Raw genomic sequence first — 8,101 nt, 5'->3', positions numbered from 1 at the left:
CTCAATTTCTCTTTTTACAGAATTAACAATCTGTAAATACTTAGGAGTAATAGAGTATTCATCCACGCTGATCAAATCTATCATTCCTAACTTTTTCATAATATTCGGATTTATTTGCCCTTCGAAAATTCCATTTCTAAATTACGCCCCTAATTGCGCATGATTAATTTTACTGAATTAAATATTGGGAAAAATCTTCTGTCTTTTCACAACCCAGTTAGAATCTGTTATTTGGCTCCCCCTTAACTCTGCACAGAAGGATATTTTAGATCAAAGATCTTTTATTTTTTTCATTCCCAGGAGCTTTCAAGTGATTTTGCTAATTGGCCTATAATTTATTATTATTTTTAAGCTGGAAGCTATAATGCTTTTATAAATGTATACAGAAAGTGTTGAGTGGAAAGATCGCGGTGGAAACAACCGGAGAGAGCAGCGCAGCTGGTATTATTAATTGCAATTAATTCATACTGGCGCTGGTTCAAAACGTATCTGTACTAGAAAGAACGGTGCTATCCAAGTAACTAACAAAATGACAGAAAAAATGAGGCACATGCCTAAATTATTTGGCGATCGTGTTGCCGCATAAACTGCTTTAGTGCCCACTCTTATTCCCCATATCTGTAATTTGCTCTCCGGGAAGAGACCTGGTCCCCGTTTATTAAAAATTCATTTATATCTCCCAGTTTTTGAAGATTATCAGAAAGATGGAAATCAAAAGCCATCCTTCCGTTTTGGGTCAGCAGGCTCGTTGGTAGACTGATCATCATTTGGTTGCCCTCTATTTTTTAATGGCAGACTGGCCTTCTGACCTATATTTCCATCTTTATCCATTCTGGATATAGTTGTACGGGTAGCTTCAGTTACATCTTTATTGACTACAAAATCATAACCTTCCCAACCTGTGGCTTTGTTCTGGTCTGCATCTATAAATAACAGCATCCAGTTTATGTCTTTTTCTGAGGACAATTTCTCCACGGTCTGAATGTAAAAATAGATGTTTTTCAAGTCATGCGCTACTTTAATGGTACTGATATCATTTCTTCCTGTTCTGTTAAGATAAGGCCCTGCCATAAAATTCCCAGGTGAATTTCGAGGTTCGGTATCGTATATGTGGTCGTAAAAACTGATTCCCGTGCTTTCCCACTGGCTGAATGTTCCACGAATATCTATAGGTTTCGACGGCATAACCTTTTCTGGTTGACTGGTTCCTTTGTACTTCCTGATACCTGCTAAAAGCTGGTAATAGTAATTATCAGAATGACCGCCTTTCATAGGTTCTATATCACGGCTGTATTCCTGGTTATACTGATCTATGAAATATACATCTCCGGTCTTAAGTTCTTTACCCACTTTGCCGAGCTTAGCGCCAGGATAGAAGTCCCACTTTTTGAGTTCGTTCTGAATATCATCTTTCATAGTCTGCTTTCCGGCGGTCCATTCATTCCATCCGGTTACAAAAACAAATTCAGGATCTATGGATAGGGCTCTTTCCCATTGTTCGGCGAAGTGTAATCCCTCTCCTGTTTGGGGAGTAAGATTTAACGGAGATGACTGCGCAAATACAGTCCGGTAGTTTGAAGCGAATAGATGAACAAACAGAAAAAGAATTACACAGAATTTCGGCTTCATGAAATATTATTTAAACGGTCTTAATTATTGCTAATTTATTTACATGCGCTGAATTAACTATCCTGAAGCATCCTGATTTAAAGAAATTCTTACCGGCACTTAGATTCCAATCACTCCATATGAAAAACTTTTTCCAGAGATGTGGCAACTGGAGAATTATCAGGATTTGTCTCCATAATATCTGACATATAAGCCCACCATTCTTTAACAATTTCATTTGCACCTATGTCCTGCGAAGAATGCTGAACGGAGGTTTTTTGCACTGCAAAAAGGGTATCTGTTTCTTCGTCCAGAAAAATGGTGTAGTCACTTATCTTATATTTTTTCAATAAGCTCTTTAAGGCTGGCCAGATATTCTCGTGGCGTTTCTTGTACTCCCCGGCATTACCGGGGATGAGTTTCATCTTAAAAGCTATTTTTTCCATGATTGTATTTTAAAGCCAAACCAAAATTACCATATGCCTGATTGAAGCCTCCTACCTGATCTGATAAGGAACATAGGTTTTCATCTATACCTCATCAGAAAATGCATTGAAACTGAGCCATGCCTTTCTCGGATTGTCGGGTCATGATAACTCATAACTCTTTCTCAGCCTCGGGGCTGCTTATAGTTGCCGTCAATATTTACCAAAAGCACAAAATGATCATTTATATCTTTCCGAAAGTTCTGCAGGCATAGCCGATGGCTGATAGATTTTCCCGGACCCTCTGTCACCCTGCGGTTTATAATGATCGCTGGTTTTAGTACTTTCAGGAGTATACTCTTTTTTGGCCGACTCGTGTTTCCACCAATTCAGCCAGGTATTTTCCAGCGCTGCAGCAACTTTCGGGAACTGCCTGGATACATCTGTAGTTTCCAGTCTATCATTTCTGAGGTCATACAACTCCCATCCGGATCCGTCAACTTCAGCCATGCTCCATTTATCTGTCCGGATTGCCCTGTTATCCATATACTGAAAAAACATCGGGGTTTTCCTGAGGGCACTGAAAAAGGCTTCCTTTTGGGAGTCGACCTTTAAAGCGGCTAGGTAAATTTACTTTTTACCTAGCCGCTTTTTCTATTTTGCTGACTGAGATTGAGAACCGTGTAGTAAAGTAGCAGAGCATCCAAATTATGCTTACCAAAAGTCCGGTTGTAATTTACATAAGCCTGAAAATTGGAAAGACTTGAGAATCCATTTGAGCCTGTAATAGATAAAGGACTTTCCACATCGTTTGCAAAGTTTCTAAAATAGACACTATCCCGGCCGTCAGCACCTTTTAAAACCGGATCAATTACCTGAAGCTTTCGTACATATGATTTTGAAGCATTCAAGTTATTAAGCGCCCGGGAATCGAATGAAATAACTGCTTTCGCAGAAAGCCCGCTTGTAATAAAATCAAGTTTTTGCTCCATACCGTAGGTAGCGGTTACATTGCTCCTGGTTTGCTGCCGGTATCCGGTCCTGTTCAGTATCCCGAACGGGGGATTTTGCATGATCGGTGTGGTAACTACTCCATTATCCGGACTGAGCGGCCCTGGGATATTAGACGGCAAATCAAAAATGTTTGCCAGAATAAATAGAGAGGGGGATGCTCCACCCTGCCCTGTTGAGGCTACTCCTACCCCAAACGGTGAATTTTGCTTCTCTAAATAACCTGCAATATTTAAAAAAGATTTTAATGTCGGATTGATCTGCAAATCAATATTTGATCTGAAATTATAACGGTTTAACTTGAAACTCGGATCATAATTTAAGCCTTTTTCGATTTTAAACTGACCGCCCTGATTTAAGACACCGGCATTTACAAAATATCTTACGGCCTTACCGGCTCCGGAAATATTAAGATTAAAACGCTGTTGGAGTGAATAATCTTTTATCAGCAGATCATTCCAATCTGTATTAGGATATCTTAAAGGATCTGAACCCGATCTGTATGCTTCTAATGCCTGCGGAGAATAAGCATCTCCTTTCCCGTCGTTTCTCTGGGCAAGGTTCCTTAAGGTTGCAAAATCAAAAGCATTGACCGGATCTGCAAGCCTTGTAAATCCCTGAGCAGCTGTTTCTGTTGTAACATTGATTTCAGGAATTTCAGATTCACCTCTTTTGGTAGTTACGAGTATTACACCGTTTGCTCCCCGAACTCCAAATATGGCTGTCGAGGAGGCATCCTTTAAAATAGTAACAGACTCCACCTCATTCGGATCTATATATGTTAAATCTCTTTCTTCCCCATCAACCAATATGATAGGAGATTGGGCATTAACAGTTCCCTGTCCACGAATAAAAATCTGGGTTAAATCTCTTCCCGGCTCACCGCTTCTCTGAAGGGCGGTCAATCCTGGTAAACGGCCAGCCAAGGTAACTGCCAAGTTTGCAGAGGGACTTTGCTTTATTTCTTTTGTCTGGATAGAGGCGATGGCCCCGGTAACAGATTCCTTTTTCTGAGTACCGAAAGCAACTACAATAACCTCATCAAGCCCCTGGTTATTGGTAGATAAACTTACATTGATTATAGTCTGATTGCCCACATAAACAGCTTCTTCCTGATATCCGATAAACTTAAAAACTAAGGTGGAATTTGGAATAACTTCTATACTATACTTCCCGTTTAAATCAGTTACTGTTCCTTTTGTAGTACCGCTAATTATAACGGATACTCCTGGTAAAGGACCAGAATCTAAAGAGTCTGTAACCGTACCATTGATTCTTGTTGGAGTTTGTGAAAAGGCTGTTAAACTACAGCAAAGTGCTATAGTCAACAAGGCTAAATGTTTTCCGCGAAAAACATAAAGTAAAGAGTTTGTACACATTTTAATTAGTTTTAAATTTTATGGTGCATATGAACTTTAAATTAGTTCATAATTAATACGATTCTAACACTAATGCATTTCTCTGGCAACCTGTAGCATCCTGCCATAGTTATTTTCAGACGGTAAGCATTCTTCGAATTATACTTAGATGGCCACTTCGGACTGTATAAAAAAGGGAATTTATGAAGAAAACGGAATCAATACACTAGAGGGAAGGCCTTAGTGTAATATAAAATGGAACCTCATGATGGTCCAAACTATTCGATAGAACAGTTTTTGCCGCCATAGTACCCATCATTTTGAAATCAGTTGATATCGTTGTGATACCATTCAAAAGAAGTTTTTTAAGCGGAGTTTCATTATAGGAAATCAGGCCTATATCTTTACCCAATTTCAGATCCTGCGATATGATCTTTTCTAAAAGATAAACCAGGTCATCTTCCATTACATTGATAAAAAGCTGACCTTTCTCAATAGGCTCGTTTTCAATATCATTTACCATTACGTAATTAAATGCGTACTGCTGGCAAAACAGCTTTAGCCCCTTAAGTATCTCTTTTGGGTAATAGCTCTTCCTGGGGAACACAATTTTAATTGTATGATATTTAGATAATTTAAGCCTTATTTTACTTAAAGCACCGTAAATATCTTTTTCAAAGTTCTCATAAATTGCTGCATAGTGGCCATTTACTCCAGCGACCTGCTTATCCAAAAGCACGAGTTTTTCTTTAGGGAGTGTATTGATAATTTCGTGGGCATTTTCTCCGCCTTCCACAAAATGAGGGATTATGACGTAATGAGAATAACCGTTCGTCTTGTTTTGCAAAAGCTTTTTGAAAATTGCAAAATCATTATTGTAAATATAAAAATCTATAAATGCCTGCTCACCCAGCGCATCAACAAAAGCGTCGTAAATTATTTTCTTATGTGCAGATAACTTGTTAAATAATAAACAAACCCGGATATTTTTTTTAAATTCTGTATTTAAAATATAATAACCTTTCCCAGGGACGGAGTTGATGACCCCAACTTTTTTAAGATATTTATACCCTTTTTCAGCAGTATCACGAGAAATCTCCAGGATATAACTTAACTCATTAATAGATGGAAGGAGATCACCTTTTTTTAATTTTCCGTTTTCAATAGCATTGATTATAGAATCCCCCAACTGAAGGTACTTAGGGGTAGCAGAATAAGCTTCTATCTGAATAAAGTCGCTAAAAATTTCTTTTTTCATCTGTATGTGGACTATGATTTTGGGACATTTATTGAAGGCCCGTCTAAAACAGCAGATATAGAACAATCTCTGGTTTTCTATGTTTTATATCCTTCATGCATGGTCAAATCAAAGTCCTGTGGCTATCGTTACCGCACCTCTTTCCTTTATCAAACGCTCCCTAACATGTAAACTTCTGTATAGCGAAAGCGGATCTAATGACGCTCCCGACCTTAGACGAGCCTCAGCAACAAGAGCCCTGACATCCGTACGAAAAACAGATTGTAAAATCTCCTGACATTTGACCACATCATTGTTATACTGCGCTTCTTTTAATACCTTCCTGTCAACCAGCAAGGCCTGGGCATAAGAAATCATAATTGCCTCTACCGACTGCAACAAATCCTCAAGCGGGTCTTTAACATTATGAGATGCATCTATCATCCACCCTAATCCGCTAGCGTGGTTCATATTTTTCGCATCCATTCCCTCAACAAGTTCATTAAATATCAGGAATAGCTGATAAGGCTTCATGCTTCCCGCTGTAAGGTCGTCATCTCCGTACTTGGAGTCATTAAAATGGAATCCTCCCAATTTACCCTCCATTAGTAATAAGGATACGATCTGTTCGATATTTGCATTCGGCAAGTGGTGTCCCAGATCGACAAGGGTATAAGCTTTAGGTCCTAATTTATTTGCGTAAAGAAGAGACTGACCCCAATCTCCCACCGTAGTAGAGTAAAAGTTCGGCTCGTACGCTTTATACTCAACAAACATCTTCCAACTTTCTGGTAAAGCGGCATATATTTCTTGAAGGCTTTCCAATGTATTCTGGAAAGCTTGCCGAAAATTTAACTGTCCTGGGAAACACGATCCATCGGCAAGCCATACTGTCAATGAATCCGATCCGAGATTTACCCCCTGCCTGATCACTTCAATGTTGTGTTCAATAGCCTGTTTCCGTATGGCTTTATTTACATTTTGAAGAGACCCAAATTTATAGCTATAGGGCTGCTCTTTCTGATCCTGGAAAGTATTGGAGTTCATCGCATCAAATCGCAATCCTTTTTGTGATGCTAAGGTCTTAATGGCATGGTGATCCGTCGGAATATCCCATGGAATATGTAAAGAGATAGCTCCGCTTGATCTATTAAGCTGGTGCAAAAGGCCTATATCTTCTATCTTTTCTTCCAGTGTTCGCGGTTCTCCCCCTCCGGAAAATCGCCCGAAGCGTGTCCCCCCGGTTCCTAATGCCCAGCTGGGTATAGCAATCTGAAATTCCATCAGCTTATTGACTAAATTGTCAATTCCCGGAATCTGGGATACGAGAAAATCCATTTTTTGTTGATGTGACTTTTGCAGCTCGCTGTTTTGTTGTTCTATCTGATAATTTTCAATTGTCATAAACTTTCCAAAAACTCTTCGTATGTAACTGCTCCTATTTCTTACCGATACTTAATACTAATAAATTTATTTATTGTCTGGATGGTTCAACGTCCTTAAGATAGTATGTACTCTTATCTCACAAACGCCATAGCTATACCCCCGTCTACATTAAGCACATTGCCAGTAGATTTTTTTAATAATCCTCCTACAAAAGCAAAACAAGCATTGGCAATGTCATCTGGAAGGATAGTCTCGTTTAATAGGGTTCGCTTTGCATAATATTCAGGGAGTTCTCCGACTTCAATTCCATAAGCCTTGGCTCTTCCTTCAGCCCAACCTCCAGCCCATATATTACTGTCGGAGATGACTGCATCCGGGTTTACCACGTTTACCCGGATCTTATCAGCTCCCAGTTCTGCGGCATTCAACCTGCTTAAATGTAACTGCGCTGCTTTTGCGGAACCGTAACCCGCGTTATTTGGGCCGGAAACAAGCGCATTCTTGCTTACAATATTGATCACATCGCCACCGAGACCTTGTTTTCGCATCATTTTCACACAGGCTTGGGTAATCCTGAACTGACCCTTTACCAATACATCATACAACAAATCCCAGTCTTTTTCTGTGTGGTCCTCAATGGTTTTTGAAATTGAAAGGCCCGCATTATTAATTATAATATCCACACCGCCAAAAGACAGCGATGCAATTTCAAATGCGTTCTCGATCTGTTCGCTATCAGTTACATCCAGAGTTGCTAGTACATAAGCGTCTTGACTATAGAGTTCGTTGAATTCTTCTCCTATGCCATTGAGCCGTTCGGTATTCATATCGTTCAGAATAACTACTGCACCTTCATCCACAAACTTTTTAGCAATGGCCTTTCCAATTCCGCCTGCACTGCCTGTTATTAAAGCAATTTGTCCGGAAAGAGCCTTGGGCTTGGGCATGCGCTGTAATTTTGCTTCTTCCAGCAGCCAATACTCTATATTAAATGCCTCCTGCCTCGGCAGGGATGTATATTCAGAAACGGCTTCGGCCCCTTTCATCACATTAATGGCATTGGTGTAAAACTCTGC

The 8,101-nt window shown here is 39.6% G+C and carries 7 protein-coding genes; all 7 read right to left on the bottom strand.

The window, feature by feature from the left end; translation table 11 throughout:
• Positions 1 to 711 precede the first annotated feature (711 nt).
• Positions 712 to 1,629 carry a hypothetical protein gene (locus ACLL8Z_RS14680; RefSeq protein ID WP_411275546.1) on the bottom strand — a complete coding sequence of 306 codons (918 nt, stop codon included), beginning with the start codon at positions 1,627 to 1,629 and terminating at the stop codon, positions 712 to 714.
• 110 nt (positions 1,630 to 1,739) lie between these two features.
• A complete protein-coding gene (rhaM, locus tag ACLL8Z_RS14675; protein WP_411275545.1) occupies positions 1,740 to 2,054 on the bottom strand; it encodes an L-rhamnose mutarotase in 315 nt (104 codons plus the stop codon).
• Positions 2,055 to 2,273: 219 nt separating this feature from the next.
• Complete coding sequence (locus tag ACLL8Z_RS14670) at positions 2,274 to 2,594, bottom strand: hypothetical protein (RefSeq protein ID WP_411275544.1); 321 nt, start codon at positions 2,592 to 2,594, stop codon at positions 2,274 to 2,276.
• Positions 2,595 to 2,674: 80 nt separating this feature from the next.
• Positions 2,675 to 4,423 carry a SusC/RagA family TonB-linked outer membrane protein gene (locus ACLL8Z_RS14665; RefSeq protein ID WP_411275543.1) on the bottom strand — a complete coding sequence of 583 codons (1,749 nt, stop codon included), beginning with the start codon at positions 4,421 to 4,423 and terminating at the stop codon, positions 2,675 to 2,677.
• A gap of 205 nt (positions 4,424 to 4,628) precedes the next feature.
• Complete coding sequence (locus tag ACLL8Z_RS14660; protein ID WP_411275542.1) at positions 4,629 to 5,660, bottom strand: GntR family transcriptional regulator; 1,032 nt, start codon at positions 5,658 to 5,660, stop codon at positions 4,629 to 4,631.
• A 108-nt stretch (positions 5,661 to 5,768) separates the two neighbouring features.
• Positions 5,769 to 6,977, bottom strand: coding sequence for a sugar isomerase (locus ACLL8Z_RS14655; RefSeq protein ID WP_411275541.1), 1,209 nt, complete (start codon positions 6,975 to 6,977; stop codon positions 5,769 to 5,771).
• A gap of 179 nt (positions 6,978 to 7,156) precedes the next feature.
• On the bottom strand, positions 7,157 to 8,101 hold a 945-nt coding region (locus ACLL8Z_RS14650; protein WP_411275540.1), incomplete at its 5' end, for an SDR family NAD(P)-dependent oxidoreductase.

Origin of the sequence: Daejeonella sp. (assembly GCF_046590655.1) — a bacterium.
GTDB lineage: Bacteria > Bacteroidota > Bacteroidia > Sphingobacteriales > Sphingobacteriaceae > Daejeonella.
The sequence above is the reverse complement of the archived record's forward strand: the minus strand, read 5'-3'. Positions and strand labels throughout refer to the sequence as shown.